We start from the raw sequence: 16,856 nt of genomic DNA on the forward strand, positions 1-16,856 counted from the left end.
CGATCACGCTAGAGGCAATGCTTTGTCACAAAGAGCCTATCGCCGGAATTGCCCAGTTCGGTAGCGGCATGCGCCGCACTGATCACCATCGGTGTATGATCCGGCTCGGATGGGGGGCCGATCTGCCTGACGGGACGTGCACGATAGATGGTGCAGATTTTTTCGGCCCACATATCGTATTCGGGCATATAGATGAACCGCCGGAACGCGCCCAACCGCCGCGGTGCTGAGATATGCCAGCCGGTTTCTTCGAAAACTTCGCGATGTAGCGCGCGCAGGGGCGATTCGCCGGGATCAATGCCACCGCCGGGCAGTTGCAGTTCTGGCCCCGGATCTGTCTGGAGGGTAACCAGCAGCCCGCCCCGCATTGGTAAGATCGCATAAACCCCCGGACGCAGACGATAACGGATGTTTGGATCGGGTGATGGGCCGACGCGTCTTATCATGGTTTTCCGCCCCCCTTGGACCGTGGCTTGAACCTGCCTATATCTTCGCGATATGCCAAGCCTTGGCAAAGAAGGAAACCCCATGACTTTTGCGGAAAAACTCGCCTGGGACGATACGGTATTGCCGTTCCAACTGGATAAATCGGATATTCGAGGTCGCGTTGCGCGGCTCGACGGTGTGCTCGAGGGCATTTTACGCCAACACGATTATCCACCTCAGGTCGAGGCGCTGGTGGCAGAGATGGCGCTGTTGACGGCGCTGATCGGGCAGGCGATCGACCTGCGCTGGAAACTACAGTTGCAGGTGCAGTCCAACGGACCGGTACGGATGATCACCACCGATTACTACGGACCGACGGCAGAAGGTGAATCTGCGCGCATCCGTGCCTACGCCAGCTATGACGCTGAGCGCCTGACCGATGGTGCGCCCTTTGATCAAGTGGGCGAGGGGTATTTCGCGATCATGCTGGATCAGGGCAAGGGCACTGAACCCTATAAGGGGATAACACCGTTGGCGGGGGGCAGCCTGCGTGCCTGTGCCGAGGCGTATTTTGCCCAATCCGAACAGTTGCCGACGCGGTTCTCGCTCAGCTTTGGCCGCTCGACCGAGGTGGGAGGAGCCGAACATTGGCGTGCAGGTGGCGTGATGTTGCAGCATATGCCACCGGCGTCGCCGTTTGCGACGGATGGCGGCTCGGGCGAGGGGGGCCTGCTGGATGCCAGCGACATCCTGAACAACGATGAGGGTGAAAACTGGAACCGGGCGAATATCCTGCTCGACACTGTGGAAGAGCTGGAGCTGATCGGGCCGTCAGTACCGCCCACGGACCTGCTGGTGCGATTGTTCCACGAAGAAGGGCCGCGCGTGTTTGACGCGCAGCCGGTGCGATTCGGTTGTACCTGTTCGGAGGATCGTGTGCGCCAAAGCCTGTCGATATATTCGGCCAGCGACATCGAGAAAATGACCACGGATGAGGGGCGCGTGACAGCCGATTGCCAGTTCTGCGGTGCGCACTACGATCTGGATCCGACGACGCTGGGGTTTGAGGCGCAGAGCGGTACGGGCGATGGCAAATGACCCGCTGGACCGGGTTCGGGCGGCACTGAAGAATCCGCCGGGGGCATCGTCAGATTTCGATCTGAATCCCGAAACTGTGCTGCCCGAGGGGCGTCGTCTGCGCCCCGCCGGGGTTCTGGTGCCGATCCTGTTGGATGCCTCCGGGCCGCGCGTGATCCTGACAAAGCGATCATCGGCGCTAAAACATCATCCAGGGCAGATCGCCTTTCCGGGGGGCAAGCAGGATCCAGGTGATGCCGATGTGATCGCTGCGGCGTTGCGTGAAGCGCATGAGGAAATCGGCCTAGATCCCGCCTCGGTCGAGGTGATGGGCACGATGTCGATGCACGAGACGGTGACCGGTTTCTCTGTTACGCCGGTGATTGGTTATGTAACGCACCCGTTCACGCCGACCCCCGAGCTGGGCGAGGTTGATGAGGTTTTTGATGTGCCGCTGGCGTATTTGACCCAACGTTCCAATTATAGGGTCGAGGCGCGGTATTGGCGTGGCAGTTTGCGGCGTTACTACACCGTGCCTTTCGGTCCCTATTATATATGGGGCGCAACTGCCCGCATTTTGCGCGGCATTGCCGAGGTGGCGGACCAGCCATGAAGATCACTGGCGACTGGCTACATGCGCCGCACCTGCAATCGGTGTTCAAATTGATCGCTGCAGGCGGATTTTCTGCCTATCTGGTCGGCGGTTCCGTGCGTGACGCGGTGTTGGGCCGGTCTGTGGGTGATCTGGATCTGGCCACGGATGCGCGCCCGGATCAGGTGATCGCTTTGGCCAAGGCCGCAGATGTGCGCTGTGTGCCGACGGGGCTGGATCATGGAACTGTGACACTGGTGGTGCAGGGTGTTCCGCACGAAATTACCAGCTTTCGCCGTGATGTAGAAACAGATGGGCGGCACGCGCGGGTCGCGTTTACCGATGACATAGCCGAGGATGCACGCCGCCGCGATTTCACGATGAACGCGCTTTATGCCGGTGCCGATGGTACAGTGATCGACCCTCTGGGTGGGTTAGCGGACGCATTGGCGGGCCGGGTGCGGTTCGTAGAGGACGCCGAACGCCGGATTTGCGAGGATTATTTGCGCATCCTGCGGTTTTTCCGATTCTATGCGTGGTTCGGTGGGCAGGACGGAATCGATGCCGAAGGGCTGGCAGCCGCGGCACGGCATCAGGATGGGTTGGACGGCATCGCCCGCGAGAGGGTCGGGCAGGAAATGCGCAAATTGCTGTTGGCATCCGATCCCACGCCCGCCATCGCTGCTATGCAGAGCAGTGGTATTCTGGCCCGCATTTTGCCGGGCAGCGACAATAGCGCGCTGGGCCTGCTTGTGCATCTTGAAGGGGAATACGATGTGCCCCCCTGCGCGATGCGGCGACTTGCGACATTGGGCGGCACATCTGTGCCGGACCAACTGCGCCTGAGCAATGCCGAGGCGGCGCGACTGGCCATGCTGCGTGATGCAGTGAGTGGCGAGGGCGGGCCGGGCGTTTTCGGTTACAGGCATGGCTATGATATGGCGCGTGATGTTTTGCTCTTGCGGGCGGCATTGCTAGAGACACCTGTGCCCGACGGGGCGCTGGCAGCGGCAAAAGAGGGAGCAGAAGCCAGCTTTCCGATCAAGGCCGCAGATTTGATGCCGACATTCAACGGCCCCGCGCTGGGCGCCGAACTGAAAGAACTGGAAAGCCGATGGGTCGCCTCGGGCTTCACATTAAGCAAGAACGACCTGCTGAAGGACGTGCAAAGATGAGCCATTACATAATCCAACGCCTTGGCCATCAGGGTGACGGCATTGCCGATGGGCCGGTCTATGCGCCGCTGACATTGCCGGGCGAGGTGGTTACGGGGGTTCTGAACGGGACGCGGCTGACCGATGTTCGGATCGAGGAGCCGTCGGATACACGGGTTAAACCACCCTGTCGCCACTTTAAGTCCTGTGGTGGTTGTCAGCTTCAACATGCGTCGGATGTATTTCTGGCAAAATGGAAAACCGAAATTGTGGGCAGTGCTTTGGCGGCCCATGACCTGAACGCCGAATTTGCGCCCATCGCCACATCTCCTGCGCATGCGCGTCGTCGTGCAACGCTGACAGCCCGGCGGACGAAAAAGGGCGCGATGGCAGGATTTCATGCCAAAGGGTCGGACGTGATCGTGGAAATCCCCGATTGCCAACTCTTGCACCCTGATCTGATGCGGGCGATCCCCGTGGCCGAGGCGCTGGCGCTGCACAGTGCCAGTCGCAAGGGTACGCTAAGCGTTGCCGCGTGTCTGTCGACCGGCGGTCTGGATCTGCATGTGACAGGTGGCAAGCCGCTGGACGGCCCTTTGCGCATCCAGTTGGCGCAACTGGCCGAGGCACATGATCTGGCACGCCTTAGCTGGGAGGATGAAACCGTGACGCAGCGACAGGCACCAGAACAGGTGTTCGGTGCGGCGCGTGTGACGCCGCCGCCCGGCGCGTTTCTACAAGCCACCGCAGAAGGCGAGGCGGCATTGTTGGCTGACGTTATCGCCGCGACAGCAGGCGCGCAGCGCATCGTCGATCTTTTTGCCGGATGCGGTACATTCTCTCTGCCGCTCGCGACCGGTGCGCAGGTCCATGCTGTCGAAGGCGACGCAGCCATGATCGCCGCGATCGAAGCGGGATGGCGTAAAACGTCGGGCCTGAAACAGGTGTCGAGCGAGGCGCGCGACCTTTTTCGTCGTCCGTTGTTGCCAGATGAATTGGCTCGTTTTGATGCTGCCGTGCTTGACCCGCCGCGTGCGGGTGCCGAGGCACAGGTGGCCGAACTGACCCGTGCACAGGTGCCGCGGATCGCCTATGTTTCGTGCAACCCTGTGACATTCGCACGGGATGCGGCGACGCTGGTAGCGGCCGGGTATGGGCTGGGTCAGATCCGGGTGGTCGATCAGTTCCGCTGGTCCGCGCATATCGAACTGGTGGCAGATTTCAGGCTGAATTCCGCGTGAAAAGGTAAAAATCCCCTATCTGCGCGCCCTGCATCCAAGCTATGCTGCGGATGAGGCAAAAAACAGGTAGTAAGCCATGCGAATTTTTAAATTCATCGCGATTGCGCTGATCGTGATCGGCCTGTCCGGCTGCTCTTCAAAGTTCAAGACGTATAACGGGCCCGAAGTGACCCATGTCGTTGTGAACAAAGGTGCGCGCAAGATGTATCTGTTGCACCATGAAAAGGTGCTGGAGAGCTATAAGGTGGAATTGGGTTTCGCGCCCGTGGGACACAAGACCCAGCGCGGCGATGGCAAGACGCCGGAAGGAACCTACGTCATTGACCGGCGCAATCCTAACAGTGACTTCCACCTGTCGATCGGTATTTCCTACCCCAATCAGGCGGATCGCATGCAGGCCCGTGCGCGCGGGAAAAGCCCGGGTGGCGACATTTTCATCCACGGGCAGCCGAACAAGAAAACAGGCACAGGCCCGGACTGGACCGCCGGGTGCATTTCGGTGAAGAATCGCGAGATTGAATGGGTCTATGCCATGGTGCGCAACGGGACGCCGATTACGATCAATCCCTAGCGTCGGATATGCAAGCCGCGCGATCTGAAGCTCGCGCGGCGCTTTGACAATATGTTCTGTGTGGTTTGGTTCTAGGTGGGCGTTTCTGGCGAACAGCCTTAGTTGCCCATCACCATCGTCCACCAAATTTTCCCGTTATCCTCCTGAAGCCAGGAAAAGCCCATGTTGCGGGCGTCCGGCGACAGAATCACGTTGCGGGTGTTTTGCTGGTCCATCCATGCGGCGAGTGTTTCTAGCTCAGTCTCGTAGGTTTCCGAGATATTCTCGCCAACAAGATTGCCCGCATAACCGACGCGACGCACACGGTCGATGGGCGAAGACCCGTCAGATCCGAAATGCCACGGGCGGTTTTGTACCGACATATCCCGCGAATGGGTAGCGGCGGCCGCATTCAACTGCGCATTCAGCTGAACCGCTGGTTGTCCGGCGGCCTCGCGCAGGGCGTTGACTGAATCGAGCATCCGAAACTGAATGCGCGACGAATCACCAGCCCGGATGCGGTAAAGTTTCGGTAGCGGTTTGCCATCAGCGCCGAGTGTCGGTTGCTGTGGCGGCGGTGCCGCGCAGGCCCCGAGTGCCAGAACAGCCGACAGAAGAAGTACGAGAATACGCGCCATATGGTGGATCCACCCCGTTGGATTGTTTCGAGAAGCTCTACAATGCCCGTCGTTGCGTTTCAAACCCACATGGTCGGAACTTTGCCGACACATGATGGTTTGAATTGCGACTGCGACATTCGCGCCATATATTCCGGCCAAGAGTTAGATCCGTGACCTCTGGGAGGCAAGTATGCCGATGAAATTCTCCAACAAATTGAATAGGCGCAATTTTCTGGCAGGTACTGCCGCCATGATCGGTGCACCGGCATTGGCCCAGAGCGTAGACGGCGCAGGCACGGTCGAGATCGAACGTGACGTGACAGAAACCGTGCGGCGCAATATTTCGAGTTTCCGTGCACTGGACTGGCAACCATACTTCTCGAGTCTGAACAAAGGGGCGATTCTGGTCGATGTCGATAGCCGGGCACTGCACTATTGGGGTGAAGACGGTAGTACCTACAAGTTGTACCCATCCTCAGTGCCGCTGTCAGAAGACCTGACCCGCCGCGGGCGGACCCAAGTGGTGCGCAAGGTCGAAGGCCCCGAATGGCGCCCAACGCCTAATATGCTAAAGCGCAATCCCGACTGGCCAAAGTTTGTCCCTGCTGGCCCGGATAACCCGTTGGGGACCCATGCGCTTTACCTTAGCTGGACGTACTATCGCATCCACGGCACCCACGATACGCGCAAGATCGGGCGGCGGTCATCGAACGGGTGTATCGGACTTTATAACCAACACATCGCCGAACTCTTTGGAATGGCCAAAGTTGGGACTCAGGTGTTGCTTATTTGACGAAAACGAGGCGATTTGTAGTGTGAGCGCCGCAAGTTGGGTTTGCATTCACCCAAGATTGCTGATTAGAAAAATACTACGAGGTTAAGTCTTGGGTGCTTGTCGTCGCAAAATGCGACGTCGAGCCAATATCTGGAGGATACTATGAAAAAACTCGTTCTCGCTGCTGCTCTGTCCGCTGCTGCTTCGACCGGTTTCGCCGGCAACTACGAAGAGCCCGTTATGGAAGCGCCAGTCATCGTTGAAGAAACACAAGCAAGCTCTTCGGCTGCGGGCATCTGGGTTCCCCTGATCCTGCTGGCGATTGTTGCTGCTGTTGTTGCAGCTGACTAAGTCAGTCTACGATACTACAAGGAAAAAGGCGGTGGGTTTCCACCGCCTTTTTCTGTATTAAAGCAAGTGCTTACCTGATCTGGCGCGCATCCGTGGTCTGCGCCGTACTGGTCAGTCTACCCAGCCTTTGAGGTTCGTGCGGATCACGGAACAGAGGGCCGAGATATGTGACGGGGCATCATTGAGGCAGGGTATGTAGGTAAACGCCTCGCCGCCTGCCTCTTCAAAGCTTTCGCGGATTTCCTCGTTGATCTCTTCGAGCGTCTCGATGCAGTCGGCAGAGAATGCAGGCGCAATGACCGCGATACGTTTCTTGCCGTCTTCGCGAGCAAGGCGCGCGACCTCTTCGACAGTGTAGGGTTTCAGCCATTCTTCGGGGCCAAATACGGATTGGAAAGTCGTGGTGATGCGACCCTTGTCCCAGCCCAGCCTTTCACGCAGCAACCGCGTCGTTTTCTGGCACTGACAATGATACGGATCACCCTGCATCAGATACCGCTTGGGCATGCCGTGATAGGACACCACCAACATTTCTGGCAGCTCGTCCGCGTTGGCATAGGCTGTCTCGATTGACTGGGCTAGTGCTTCGATATAGTCGGGCTGCTCGAAATATGCCTCGACTGTGCGTGCCGCTGGTTGCTGCGTTTCATCCATCAGCGCGCGAAAGAATGCGTCGTTGGCAGTGGCAGACGTCGCACCGGCGTATTGCGGATAGAGGGGGAAGAACAGGATGCGGGTGCACCCGGCCTGAACCATAGCGCGCAGTTTGGATTTGGTCGACGGGTTGCCATACCGCATGCAGAAATCAACCATCACCTGATCGCCATAATCGGCATGCAGGACGTCCGCGATGGCCGATGTCTGGTCGCGGGTGATGGTCATTAGGGGACTTTCGTCCTTCTCCACGTTCCAGATTGATTTATAGGCGGCACCGCTTGTGAAGGGGCGCTTGCTAAGGATGATCAGCTGCAGCAGCGGTTGCCATTTCCATGGGGCATAGTCGATCACGCGTCGGTCCGAGAGGAATTCACTCAGATAGCGCCGCATCGACCAGTAATCGTAATTGTCCGGTGTCCCCAGATTGGCCAACAGGATACCAGTTTTGGCTGGCGGCACAGCTGGATGGCCCGAGGGAGCATGGGAGGGGCATCTGGCTGTCGGGCTGGAATCGCGCATCTGGGGTCCTGTCTTTGTCAATTTGCCGACTGTTTGGGCCACGACATAAGCGGTTTGCGCAGGGCGTCAATCACTGAGGTCGGTCTCTTGTGTCCCAAGCGCCTCGGCAAGCCGCGCGGCGGCTGATCCGGGGCGCAACGGCTTGGGTTGCGAGGCATCGGGTGCCCACCCGGTCAGAAACACCATGTCGAACGTTGCCGGTATGCGCCCGTCGGCGGTACCAAAGCTCTGTCGGTAGTAGTGTTCGGCGCGCTCCAGCACTGTCCGACGGGTAAAGTGGCGCGGGCGGGCAGATAGTGCGCTGGTTTCACCCATCGCGCGCAGATCGTGCATCAGCGCGCTGGTGTTTGCGTACGAGACGGTAAACGGCACCGTATCGGCCACCGGCAGAGCCAGCCCGCCGCGTTGCAGTAGGGCACCGAGGTCACGGATCTCGCCCATCGGGGCGACACGGGGTGACAGACCGCCGGTGATGTCGGATTCAGCCTGTGCCAGCGCCGCGCGCAGTTGGTGCAGGGTTTCGCCACCAAAGAGGGCTACCAGCAGCAGTCCATCGGGGCGCAAGGCGCGACGGCACTGGATGATTTGCCCGACTGGATCGTTGGCCCAATGCAGCGACATTGCATGGATCACCAGATCATGCGCGCCGGGCGTGAGGTCGAGCGTTTCATCATCCGTCATGCATAGGGCGTCGGGAAAGGCCGCCTGCCAGAAGGTCGGAAATCCACTGACGATCGCAGGCGCGGTAAAGGACTTGTTAACCATTGCCAGCCGATCATTGATTTCGTCCACGGCCGCCAAATGCAGGAAATCTGCAGGCGCGCGGGCCGCACGGGTGCGGTTGCGTATAAGGGCGGCGCGGTCAGTCAGGGGCGGTGGTGCAGTCATGGGGGGCACATAACGATATGGGCGCGCCATTACAATCTGCGCTGCGGCTGATCTATCCACCGCGTTGCACTGTGTGCGGCTGTCAGGTGGACAGCGATTTTGGGCTCTGCGGTCCCTGCTGGCGCGATACGCCCTTTGTCGCGGGGATGGTCTGTGATGACTGCGGCATTCCGTTGATGGCAGGCGGCGATACCGAGGATGTTGTGCGGTGTGATGAATGCATGGTTCTGGCCCGCCCATGGGCACAGGGCCGGGCGGCACTGCAATATGAGGGCAATGGGCGCAAGCTGACTCTGGCGTTAAAGCATGGCGATCGCCAGGATGTCGTGCGTCCGGCGGCATTGTGGATGGCGCGGGCGGCGGGGCCGCTGATCTGCGAACGCATGCTGGTGGCACCTGTTCCGTTGCATTGGCTGCGCATGTTGAAACGCCGGTACAACCAGTCGGCCCTACTGGCGCAGGCCGTCGCGCAGGAGCTGGGCCTGGCCTATTGTCCCGATCTGTTGGTGCGCCCGCGCGCCACACCCAGTTTGGGCGGGTTGGGGCGGGAGGCACGATTTGCTGCCATGCGCGACGCGATCGCCGTGCACAAACGACGGCGGCACCGATTGGCGGGTCGGCATGTGCTGTTGGTCGACGACGTGATGACATCGGGCGCAACACTAGCGGCCGCGAGCGAGGCATGCCTGACCGCTGGCGCGCGGGAGGTGCGGATACTGGTACTGGCGCGGGCGGGCAAGGCACCTTAGATATGAAGGGAACCCTTGCAAATGTGAGATCCCGAATGAAACCTGTCGAAATCTATACCTCTCCGCTCTGCGGTTTTTGTCATGCCGCCAAACGGTTGTTGAGCCAGAAAGGCGTCAATTTCTCAGAGATCAACATCGCGGCCCAACCCGCCAAGCGCGCAGAGATGATGCAGCGCGCAAATGGTGGGCGGACCGTGCCGCAGATTTTCGTCGGCGAAACCCATGTCGGCGGCTGTGATGAGCTTTATGCGTTGGACCGCGCTGGCAAGCTAGACGCGTTGCTGGCGACGTGAAAGCGGCGCTCCTTCAGCTCAATAGCGGTGATGACCCGGCAGCCAATCTGCCGGAGACTGTCGCATTGATCCGCAATGCGGTGAAGGAGGGTGCCAAATTTGTCCTGACGCCGGAGGTGACGAACTGCGTATCGGCCAGCCGTGCGCGGCAGGACGAAGTGTTGCAACACGAAACAGACGATCAAACGTTGGCCACGTTGCGTGATGTCGCGCGCGCGTGTGAAATCTGGCTGCTTATAGGCTCTTTGGCGTTAAAGACCGGGGATGCAGATGGGCGTTTCGCCAACCGGTCGTTCCTGATCACGCCGAAGGGCGAGATCGCGGCGCGATATGACAAAATCCACATGTTTGATGTCACGATCTCGGAAACCGAATCGTATCGCGAATCAGCCGGCTATCGCCCCGGAGAGACGGCAGTATTGGCGCCAATGCCGTTTGGCGGTCTGGGGATGACGATCTGCTACGACCTGCGGTTTCCGCATCTGTACCGGCAGTTGGCACTTGCGGGCGCGCAGGTTTTGACCGTCCCATCAGCGTTTTCGCCCGTCACCGGTGCGGCACATTGGGAGGCATTGCTGCGCGCGCGCGCGATTGAGACGGGGTGCTATGTGTTGGCCCCGGCGCAGACCGGCACCCACGCGGCAACACAGGGCAAGCCGCGCCAGACCTACGGTCATGCAATGGCTATCGCCCCGTGGGGGGAGGTGATCGCAGAGGCCGGAACAGACCCCGGCTATATCATCGCCGATCTTGATATGGACATGGTCGCCAATGCCCGGCAACGCATACCAGCCCTGACTCATGACCGTGATTTTCAGGGCCCGGCATGACGGACCGGAGCAGTACATCGCTCGCCGTGGCGCTCTTTAGCGAGGTGCTGACCAATGATCAGCTGATTCGAAATCAGCTGACCCGTGTCCTGCCAAAGGGTATGGAAGTGTCGCACTTTTCGGTGCTGAACCATCTGGCGCGTGCCGGAAGCGAGCGCAGTCCGGCGCAACTGGCCAAAAGCTTTCACGTGACGCGTGGGGCGATGACCAACACGCTGAGCAAGCTGGAATGGGCTGGCTATGTGCATATCCGCCCCGATTGGGACGATGCACGGCGCAAGCAGGTCGCGATCAGTCCTGCCGGGCGCAAGGCCCGCGAAGAGGCGCTGACCGCCATCGCCCCGCTGATCAGCGATGTGGTCGAAGAGCTGGGCGAAGAGCGTGTGCGCGCGATCCTGCCGGTATTGCGCGGATTGCGGGCGCGGCTGGAGCCGGAGGGGTAACGAGGGTTGTCATGGCGCACGGGCCGGAGGTCGGTTTTGCGGGACTTTTCGACCGTTTGCGCCACCAATTCGACTGACTGCTTTTGATATGACCACGATCTAACATCATTCTAACGTTTGAGTATGAAACCCAAAATTCTCACAACCCTACCCGGATACACGCGGGCCCAGTTGGTCCAAGATGCGGTTGCCGGCGTGACGGTAGCCATGGTGGCGTTGCCGCTCAGTCTTGCTATTGCCATAGCATCGGGCGCTGACCCGTCAAAAGGTCTGATAACGGCAATTGTTGCGGGTTTCCTGATCTCCCTTCTAGGCGGAAGTCGCGTGCAGATCGGAGGCCCGACAGGAGCCTTTATTGTTGTTGTGTTCGGCGTGGTTGCGGAACATGGATACGATGGCTTGGTCCTTGCCACGTTCATGGCGGGTCTCATTCTGCTTGTCGCAGGCTATTTTCGTGCCGGGAATCTCATTCGTCTGATACCAGAGCCGGTCATAAATGGTTTTACGATCGGGATTGCCGTCATCATCGCGACAAGTCAGCTCAGTGACCTTTTTGGGCTTACGGTCGAAGCGATCCCAGCGGAATTTATCGCAAAAATTGGAGCGCTGTGGGCGGCGCGACCGACCTTATCGCCAGCGTCGGCGCTGATCGGCCTTGCTACAATGTTCTTGATCGTGCTGTTCCGCCGCGCTGCGCCAAAACTTCCGGGACTTATCGTTGCGGTCGCCATCACGTCAGCCATCGTGTCATTGGCCGATCTGCCGGTTGATACGATTCAATCTCGGTTTGGCGATCTTCCCAACACCCTGCCTTGGCCTGCGATGCCTGAAATAGGTTTCGACAGGATCGTTGAATTGCTGCCGTCCGCGATGATTATCGCGTTTCTTGCTGGTGTCGAATCTTTGCTGTCTGCCATGGTGGCTGACCGAATGATCAAAGGCAGCCACCGCCCAAATGCCGAGCTATTGGCACAAGGTGCCGCAAATATCGGATCATCATTTTTCGGCGGAATACCCGCAACGGGGGCGATTGCCCGAACGGCTACCAACGTCCGAGCTGGTGGCAAGACCCCGGTGGCTGGATTGATTCATGCCCTGACTATTCTGATCATCATGCATTTTGCATCAAGGCTCGTTGGATACATGGCCATGCCAGCCTTGGCAGGGCTGCTGATCTTGACCGCTTGGAACATGAGTGAGCCGAACAAGTGGAAAAACTATGCGGCGGAGCGCAAATCTGATGTGTTTCTTTTGATGCTAACTCTGATTCTGACAGTTCTGGCTGATCTGACCGTCGCAATCGGAACAGGTGTGGCATTGGGTCTGGCGTTGCGGATGCTGCGCCGTGATGTCCCACCGTCCGAGTGGTCCGAACCCGATAGATAGATTGCGGAACACTCTGCCAATCTTGAGGAAGTGGCCATTGGGATGCCGCGCAGCATCCGTCAAAGAAAGCTATAAGCCGACTTCCACACTGCTTAGTTGCATACCTTTCCTAGCCATACCGAGCCGCGACACCTGAGTTTCACTTACTCTACCGCTTCACGCTCGCCGTGACGTAATTCACGCTCAGGTCACGATCCGACAGTGACCAGCCCCATGTGATCGGGTTGAACACGAACCCCTTGCGGTCCACCGGATCAAGTCCGGCCTCACGTAGTAATTCGAACAGTTCGTCCGGGGTGATGAATTTCGACCATTCGTGCGTGCCCTTGGGCAACCAGCGCATAACCTGTTCGGCGCCGATGATCGCCACGACATAGCTTTTGGCGTTGCGGTTGAGGGTAGAGCAGAGGTGCAATCCGTCGGGCTTCAGCAGTTCGCGGCAGGCGGTCAGATAATGAATGGGAGAGGCGACATGTTCGACCACTTCCATATTGAGCACGACATCGAATTGCTCGCCTGCGGCGGCCAGTGCTTCGGCGGTGGTGTGGCGATAGTCGATGTCGAGGTCGGATTGTTCGGCATGCACACGCGCCACGGGGATGTTACCCTCTGCCGCATCCGCGCCCACGACATCCGCTCCAAGGCGGGCCATTGGTTCAGACAACAATCCGCCACCGCAACCGATATCGAGAATGCGCAGGCCCGTGAACGGCTGATTCTGTCGCAGGTCACGGTCGAACTCTGCTGCGATCTGGGACGTGATGTAGTCCAGACGGCAGGGGTTGAGCATATGCAGCGGCTTGAACTTGCCGTTCGGATCCCACCATTCGGCGGCCATCGCTTCGAACTTGGCAACTTCGCCCTCGTCAATCGTGGATGGCGCGGCTTGCATTCTGGTCTCCATGTGCTCAATTGTCTCTGCCGTCTTATATAGGAAGACAATGGATAAAATCTCGGGCCAAAAAAGCGCAGTGCAATATCTGTATCCACCGATCGAGCCATTCGACCGGCGGATGCTGGATGTGGGTGATGGCCATCAGGTCTATATGGAGCAATCCGGACGACCGGACGGCATACCTGTGGTGGTGTTGCATGGGGGACCGGGGGGTGGATGCAGCCCGGCGATGCGACGCTATTTTGATCCGACGCGTTACCGGGTTATCCTGTTTGACCAGCGCGGTTGTGGGCGATCAAAGCCCCATGCAAGTGTTGAGGCGAACACGACATGGCATCTGGTGGCGGATATCGAACGTATCCGCGCCGCGCTGGGCATTGACCGCTGGACGGTGTTTGGCGGTAGCTGGGGCGCCACTCTGGCGCTGATCTATGGTATCACGCATCCCGATACCTGTGTGCATCTGGTGCTGCGTGGTGTCTTCACCATGACGCAGGCTGAACTGGATTGGTTCTATGGCGGCGGCGCGGGCCGATTCTGGCCCGAACCCTGGGCACGGTTCAAGGGGCTGATCCCCGAGAGCGAGCATGATGATCTGATCGCGGCCTACCATCGGCGGCTGTTTTCCGGCGATCCCCGGATCGAGACGACCCATGCCAAAGCGTGGTCATCGTGGGAAAATTCTCTGGCGTCGGTGCATTCGACAGGACAACGCAGCGACAGCCCGGCGGAATACGCGCGGGCGTTCGCGCGGTTGGAGAATCACTATTTCATCAATGGCGGTTTTTTGGAGCATGACGGCTGGATTCTGGCCAATATGCACCGTCTGGCAGATGTTCCCGGTACCATCGTTCAGGGTCGCTACGACATGATCTGCCCGCCGGAAATGGCCTATGCGCTGGCACAGGTTTGGCCTGCTGCGACGCTGCGGATGATACCTCTGGCTGGCCATGCGCTAAGTGAGCCGGGGATCAGCGCGGAACTGGTTCGGGTGATGAACGGGATGGGGGTTGGGTAAAGAGCCCCTTGCAGACTCGGCGTCCTCTCGCTATATCCCCCTTAACAGCGGCGCGTACGGGTCCACACCGAAACGCTCCACCGGAAATTTTGACGGGCCGCGCGCCCGTTTTTTTGTGCCCTATCCAATGTTATCTGAGAGACTGCCACAGACCCAATGACCAACGACCTGATTGCAAAAGCCGCGATAGACCGCCGCATGGCCGAGATCATCACCCCTGTCATACAGGACATGGGGTTCGATCTGGTGCGCGTGCGGCTGATGGGTGGCAAGTATCATACGCTGCAAATCATGGCAGAGCGGCCCGAGGGTGGCATCGAAGTAGATGAGTGCGCAAAGATTTCGACTGCTGTCAGTGCTGCGCTGGATGTCGAGGATCCGCTGGTGGACCCTTATACACTGGAGGTCAGCAGCCCCGGCATTGACCGGCCCCTGACCATGCTCAAGCATTTCGAAGCATATGAGGGCTATGAGGCCAAGATCGAGACGACAGAGCTGATCGATGGCCGCAAGCGGTTCAAGGGTATGTTGGCAGGCGTAGAGGGCACCGAAGTGCTGATCAACGTTGAAGAGGGCACAATCGGGCTGGAGTTCGATTGGCTGGCAGACGCCAAGCTGGTGCTGACGGATGAGCTGATCAAGGAAATGCTGCGCCAGCGCAAGGCGGCGGGCATCATCGACGAAGACAAGTTTGACGACATTCTAGAAGATGCGCCCCTTGAGGGCGGCGACACCGACACCGGTTCCGAGGAGGACTGAGACCATGGCAATTACTTCCGCAAACCAGCTGGAGCTGCTGCAAACCGCCGAGGCCGTGGCCCGCGAAAAGATGATCGACCCCGTTCTGGTGGTCGAAGCGATGGAAGAGAGCCTCGCACGGGCTGCCAAATCGCGCTACGGCGCCGAGATGGACATTCGCGTGAGCATCGACCGCAAAACCGGTCGCGCCACTTTTACCCGTGTGCGTACCGTTGTTGCCGATGATGAGCTGGAGAATTATCAGGCTGAGTTCACCGTCGAGCAGGCCAAGCAGTACATGGAAAACCCCGAGATTGGCCAACAGCTGATCGAAGAAGTGCCGCCCGTCGAGATGGGCCGGATCGCTGCGCAAAGCGCCAAGCAAGTGATCCTGCAAAAAGTTCGTGAAGCCGAGCGTGACCGCCAGTTCGAGGAATTCAAGGACCGCGCCGGTACGATCATCAACGGTCAGGTCAAACGCGAAGAATACGGCAACGTTATCGTCGATGTGGGCCGGGGCGAGGCAATCCTGCGCCGCAACGAGAAGATCGGCCGCGAAGCCTATCGTCCGAACGACCGCATTCGCTGCTATATCAAGGATGTGCGCCGCGAGGCCCGTGGGCCGCAAATTTTCCTCAGCCGTACCGCGCCCGAGTTCATGGCAGAGCTGTTCAAGATGGAAGTGCCCGAAATCTACGATGGTATCATTGAGATCAAGGCCGTGGCCCGCGATCCGGGTAGCCGTGCCAAGATTGCCGTGATCAGCTATGATGGGTCTATCGATCCCGTCGGCGCCTGCGTCGGTATGCGTGGCAGCCGGGTGCAGGCCGTGGTGAACGAGCTTCAGGGTGAAAAGATCGACATCATCCCATGGAACGAAGACCAGCCGACATTCCTGGTGAACGCGTTGCAGCCCGCAGAGGTCAGCAAGGTTGTTCTGGATGAGGAAGCGGGCAAGATAGATGTTGTCGTTCCCGAAGAGCAGCTGAGCCTTGCCATTGGTCGTCGCGGCCAGAACGTGCGTCTGGCCAGCCAGCTGACCGGTCTGGATATCGACATCATGACCGAAGCCGAGGATAGCGAACGTCGCCAGAAGGAATTCGAAGAGCGTACGGGTCTCTTTATGGAAACGCTCGATCTGGACGAGTTCTTTGCCCAGCTTCTGGTTTCCGAAGGGTTCACGAGCCTCGAAGAAGTCGCCTATGTCGAGCAGGATGAATTGCTGGTGATCGACGGTGTTGACGAGGATACCGCGCAGGAATTGCAGGCACGCGCCCGCGATATTCTGGAGGCACAAGCCAAAGCGGCATTGGATGAGGCGCGCGCGCTGGGTGTCGAGGACAGTCTGGTGGAATTCGAGGGTCTGACGCCTCGGATGATTTTGGCGTTGGCCAAGGACGATGTGAAGACGCTGGAGGATTTCGCGACCTGTGCCGACTGGGAATTAGCCGGCGGCTGGACCATCACCGATGGCGAGCGGACCAAGGACGACGGCATTCTGGAGCCTTTCGACGTCTCTCTGGAAGAAGCGCAAGACATGGTGATGACCGCGCGCATTTTGCTAGGCTGGGTTGATCCTGCCGATCTGGAGGCCGAAGAGGCCGAAGCGGAAGACGGCGCTGATACTGAGGAGAGCGAGGCCTGATCTCAGGCC

The 16,856-nt window shown here is 59.2% G+C and carries 20 protein-coding genes; 15 read left to right on the top strand and 5 right to left on the bottom strand.

Features of this window, described 5'->3' with window-relative positions; genetic code table 11:
- Positions 1–8: 8 nt before the first annotated feature.
- Positions 9–446, bottom strand: a complete 438-nt coding sequence (locus N7U68_RS12290; protein WP_165195129.1) for an NUDIX hydrolase — start codon at positions 444–446, stop codon at positions 9–11.
- A gap of 82 nt (positions 447–528) precedes the next feature.
- Between N7U68_RS12290 and hslO the strand changes: the two genes are divergently transcribed.
- From hslO to N7U68_RS12315, 5 genes are all read left to right on the top strand, one after another.
- Positions 529–1,524 carry an Hsp33 family molecular chaperone HslO gene (hslO, locus tag N7U68_RS12295; protein WP_165195127.1) on the top strand — a complete coding sequence of 332 codons (996 nt, stop codon included), beginning with the start codon at positions 529–531 and terminating at the stop codon, positions 1,522–1,524.
- The gene (locus tag N7U68_RS12300; RefSeq protein ID WP_165195125.1) at positions 1,514–2,116 is read left to right on the top strand and encodes a CoA pyrophosphatase; all 603 of its coding nucleotides are present in this window, start codon (positions 1,514–1,516) and stop codon (positions 2,114–2,116) included. Before hslO ends, N7U68_RS12300 begins: the two co-directional genes overlap by 11 nt.
- Positions 2,113–3,270, top strand: a complete 1,158-nt coding sequence (locus N7U68_RS12305; RefSeq protein WP_263046988.1) for a CCA tRNA nucleotidyltransferase — start codon at positions 2,113–2,115, stop codon at positions 3,268–3,270. The genes N7U68_RS12300 and N7U68_RS12305 overlap by 4 nt, the downstream gene beginning before the upstream one ends.
- Positions 3,267–4,490: a class I SAM-dependent RNA methyltransferase gene (locus N7U68_RS12310; protein ID WP_263046989.1), complete on the top strand. Its 1,224-nt coding sequence runs from the start codon at positions 3,267–3,269 to the stop codon at positions 4,488–4,490. The genes N7U68_RS12305 and N7U68_RS12310 overlap by 4 nt, the downstream gene beginning before the upstream one ends.
- Before the next feature lie 76 nt (positions 4,491–4,566).
- On the top strand, positions 4,567–5,061 hold the full coding sequence (locus N7U68_RS12315; protein WP_263046990.1) for a L,D-transpeptidase family protein: 495 nt from the start codon (positions 4,567–4,569) through the stop codon (positions 5,059–5,061).
- 98 nt (positions 5,062–5,159) lie between these two features.
- Here N7U68_RS12315 and dalA read toward each other — a convergent pair whose 3' ends face one another.
- Positions 5,160–5,678 (bottom strand): divisome-associated lipoprotein DalA, encoded by a 519-nt coding sequence (gene dalA, locus N7U68_RS12320; protein ID WP_165195117.1) that lies wholly within the window; start codon positions 5,676–5,678, stop codon positions 5,160–5,162.
- A 172-nt stretch (positions 5,679–5,850) separates the two neighbouring features.
- Here dalA and N7U68_RS12325 point away from each other — a divergent pair, with 172 nt between their 5' ends.
- Together N7U68_RS12325 and N7U68_RS12330 are read left to right on the top strand one after the other, a co-directional pair.
- Positions 5,851–6,453 (top strand): L,D-transpeptidase, encoded by a 603-nt coding sequence (locus N7U68_RS12325; protein WP_263046991.1) that lies wholly within the window; start codon positions 5,851–5,853, stop codon positions 6,451–6,453.
- A 144-nt stretch (positions 6,454–6,597) separates the two neighbouring features.
- Complete coding sequence (locus N7U68_RS12330) at positions 6,598–6,786, top strand: hypothetical protein (RefSeq protein WP_165195113.1); 189 nt, start codon at positions 6,598–6,600, stop codon at positions 6,784–6,786.
- A 111-nt stretch (positions 6,787–6,897) separates the two neighbouring features.
- Here the strand turns inward: N7U68_RS12330 and hemH are convergent, their stop codons facing one another.
- Both hemH and N7U68_RS12340 read right to left on the bottom strand, forming a co-directional pair.
- Entirely contained in the window at positions 6,898–7,962 is a 1,065-nt protein-coding gene (hemH, locus tag N7U68_RS12335) for a ferrochelatase (RefSeq protein ID WP_263046992.1), read from the bottom strand.
- Between the two features lie 66 nt (positions 7,963–8,028).
- Positions 8,029–8,850 carry a class I SAM-dependent methyltransferase gene (locus tag N7U68_RS12340; protein WP_263046993.1) on the bottom strand — a complete coding sequence of 274 codons (822 nt, stop codon included), beginning with the start codon at positions 8,848–8,850 and terminating at the stop codon, positions 8,029–8,031.
- 17 nt (positions 8,851–8,867) lie between these two features.
- On the opposite strand from N7U68_RS12340, the gene N7U68_RS12345 reads away from it, so the two are divergent.
- The 5 genes from N7U68_RS12345 (at position 8,868) to N7U68_RS12365 (ending at position 12,551) form a co-directional block, all read left to right on the top strand.
- Complete coding sequence (locus N7U68_RS12345; protein WP_263049152.1) at positions 8,868–9,599, top strand: ComF family protein; 732 nt, start codon at positions 8,868–8,870, stop codon at positions 9,597–9,599.
- Between the two features lie 35 nt (positions 9,600–9,634).
- Positions 9,635–9,892, top strand: coding sequence for a glutaredoxin 3 (grxC, locus tag N7U68_RS12350; RefSeq protein WP_165195105.1), 258 nt, complete (start codon positions 9,635–9,637; stop codon positions 9,890–9,892).
- Complete coding sequence (locus N7U68_RS12355; protein ID WP_263046994.1) at positions 9,889–10,722, top strand: carbon-nitrogen hydrolase family protein; 834 nt, start codon at positions 9,889–9,891, stop codon at positions 10,720–10,722. Before grxC ends, N7U68_RS12355 begins: the two co-directional genes overlap by 4 nt.
- Positions 10,719–11,165 carry a MarR family winged helix-turn-helix transcriptional regulator gene (locus N7U68_RS12360; RefSeq protein ID WP_165195101.1) on the top strand — a complete coding sequence of 149 codons (447 nt, stop codon included), beginning with the start codon at positions 10,719–10,721 and terminating at the stop codon, positions 11,163–11,165. The genes N7U68_RS12355 and N7U68_RS12360 overlap by 4 nt, the downstream gene beginning before the upstream one ends.
- Before the next feature lie 123 nt (positions 11,166–11,288).
- The gene (locus tag N7U68_RS12365) at positions 11,289–12,551 is read left to right on the top strand and encodes a SulP family inorganic anion transporter (RefSeq protein WP_263046995.1); all 1,263 of its coding nucleotides are present in this window, start codon (positions 11,289–11,291) and stop codon (positions 12,549–12,551) included.
- Positions 12,552–12,699: 148 nt separating this feature from the next.
- Here the strand turns inward: N7U68_RS12365 and ubiG are convergent, their stop codons facing one another.
- Positions 12,700–13,443: a bifunctional 2-polyprenyl-6-hydroxyphenol methylase/3-demethylubiquinol 3-O-methyltransferase UbiG gene (gene ubiG, locus N7U68_RS12370; protein WP_165195097.1), complete on the bottom strand. Its 744-nt coding sequence runs from the start codon at positions 13,441–13,443 to the stop codon at positions 12,700–12,702.
- A gap of 49 nt (positions 13,444–13,492) precedes the next feature.
- Between ubiG and pip the strand changes: the two genes are divergently transcribed.
- The 3 genes from pip (at position 13,493) to nusA (ending at position 16,847) form a co-directional block, all read left to right on the top strand.
- Entirely contained in the window at positions 13,493–14,464 is a 972-nt protein-coding gene (gene pip, locus N7U68_RS12375) for a prolyl aminopeptidase (protein ID WP_165195095.1), read from the top strand.
- A 156-nt stretch (positions 14,465–14,620) separates the two neighbouring features.
- Positions 14,621–15,223 carry a ribosome maturation factor RimP gene (rimP, locus tag N7U68_RS12380; protein WP_165195093.1) on the top strand — a complete coding sequence of 201 codons (603 nt, stop codon included), beginning with the start codon at positions 14,621–14,623 and terminating at the stop codon, positions 15,221–15,223.
- Between the two features lie 4 nt (positions 15,224–15,227).
- On the top strand, positions 15,228–16,847 hold the full coding sequence (gene nusA / locus N7U68_RS12385; protein ID WP_165195091.1) for a transcription termination factor NusA: 1,620 nt from the start codon (positions 15,228–15,230) through the stop codon (positions 16,845–16,847).
- Positions 16,848–16,856 lie beyond the last annotated feature (9 nt).

The organism is Roseovarius pelagicus (genome assembly GCF_025639885.1).
Lineage (GTDB): Bacteria > Pseudomonadota > Alphaproteobacteria > Rhodobacterales > Rhodobacteraceae > Roseovarius > Roseovarius pelagicus.

What these genes read in the sequence shown, in the direction of transcription:
- N7U68_RS12290 (WP_165195129.1), bottom strand. Translation starts at nt 446, where the DNA reads ATGATAAGACGCGTCGGCCCATCACCCGATCCAAACATCCGTTATCGT.
- N7U68_RS12325 (WP_263046991.1), top strand. Translation starts at nt 5,851, where the DNA reads ATGCCGATGAAATTCTCCAACAAATTGAATAGGCGCAATTTTCTGGCA.
- N7U68_RS12365 (WP_263046995.1), top strand. Translation starts at nt 11,289, where the DNA reads ATGAAACCCAAAATTCTCACAACCCTACCCGGATACACGCGGGCCCAG.
- N7U68_RS12330 (WP_165195113.1), top strand. Translation starts at nt 6,598, where the DNA reads ATGAAAAAACTCGTTCTCGCTGCTGCTCTGTCCGCTGCTGCTTCGACC.
- N7U68_RS12310 (WP_263046989.1), top strand. Translation starts at nt 3,267, where the DNA reads ATGAGCCATTACATAATCCAACGCCTTGGCCATCAGGGTGACGGCATT.
- grxC (WP_165195105.1), top strand. Translation starts at nt 9,635, where the DNA reads ATGAAACCTGTCGAAATCTATACCTCTCCGCTCTGCGGTTTTTGTCAT.
- pip (WP_165195095.1), top strand. Translation starts at nt 13,493, where the DNA reads ATGGATAAAATCTCGGGCCAAAAAAGCGCAGTGCAATATCTGTATCCA.
- N7U68_RS12300 (WP_165195125.1), top strand. Translation starts at nt 1,514, where the DNA reads ATGGCAAATGACCCGCTGGACCGGGTTCGGGCGGCACTGAAGAATCCG.
- nusA (WP_165195091.1), top strand. Translation starts at nt 15,228, where the DNA reads ATGGCAATTACTTCCGCAAACCAGCTGGAGCTGCTGCAAACCGCCGAG.
- N7U68_RS12340 (WP_263046993.1), bottom strand. Translation starts at nt 8,850, where the DNA reads ATGACTGCACCACCGCCCCTGACTGACCGCGCCGCCCTTATACGCAAC.
- N7U68_RS12345 (WP_263049152.1), top strand. Translation starts at nt 8,868, where the DNA reads ATGGGCGCGCCATTACAATCTGCGCTGCGGCTGATCTATCCACCGCGT.
- dalA (WP_165195117.1), bottom strand. Translation starts at nt 5,678, where the DNA reads ATGGCGCGTATTCTCGTACTTCTTCTGTCGGCTGTTCTGGCACTCGGG.
- ubiG (WP_165195097.1), bottom strand. Translation starts at nt 13,443, where the DNA reads ATGCAAGCCGCGCCATCCACGATTGACGAGGGCGAAGTTGCCAAGTTC.
- rimP (WP_165195093.1), top strand. Translation starts at nt 14,621, where the DNA reads ATGACCAACGACCTGATTGCAAAAGCCGCGATAGACCGCCGCATGGCC.
- N7U68_RS12315 (WP_263046990.1), top strand. Translation starts at nt 4,567, where the DNA reads ATGCGAATTTTTAAATTCATCGCGATTGCGCTGATCGTGATCGGCCTG.
- hemH (WP_263046992.1), bottom strand. Translation starts at nt 7,962, where the DNA reads ATGCGCGATTCCAGCCCGACAGCCAGATGCCCCTCCCATGCTCCCTCG.
- hslO (WP_165195127.1), top strand. Translation starts at nt 529, where the DNA reads ATGACTTTTGCGGAAAAACTCGCCTGGGACGATACGGTATTGCCGTTC.
- N7U68_RS12305 (WP_263046988.1), top strand. Translation starts at nt 2,113, where the DNA reads ATGAAGATCACTGGCGACTGGCTACATGCGCCGCACCTGCAATCGGTG.
- N7U68_RS12360 (WP_165195101.1), top strand. Translation starts at nt 10,719, where the DNA reads ATGACGGACCGGAGCAGTACATCGCTCGCCGTGGCGCTCTTTAGCGAG.